1 protein-coding gene is annotated in these 231 nt (G+C 30.3%); it reads left to right on the forward strand.

Translation table 11 applies throughout. From position 1 onward, the window contains the following. Positions 1 to 231: hypothetical protein (locus Q4548_RS17110; protein WP_303457315.1), on the forward strand; the 231-nt coding region annotated here is incomplete at both ends.

Genomic DNA, 231 nt, shown 5'->3' on the forward strand with positions numbered 1-231 from the left:
ATTTTACAACCTATCTCTTATTTATAGCAACTATTATTACGGATTGGAATTTATTGTTGATGGTTTTCAATGGGATTCTGGATTGGAGAACTACAATATTAAGTACGATTTAAAACAATATTTTAATGATGACATTGCCATAAACTATGGAGTTCAAGCCATCAATTACGTTTTCAATCATGGAAAAATACAAACTAGTGAACCTGGAACTGGAATTGAAACCAACCAAAT

It is taken from the genome of Wenyingzhuangia sp. 2_MG-2023, assembly GCF_030548295.1.
Lineage (GTDB): Bacteria > Bacteroidota > Bacteroidia > Flavobacteriales > Flavobacteriaceae > Wenyingzhuangia.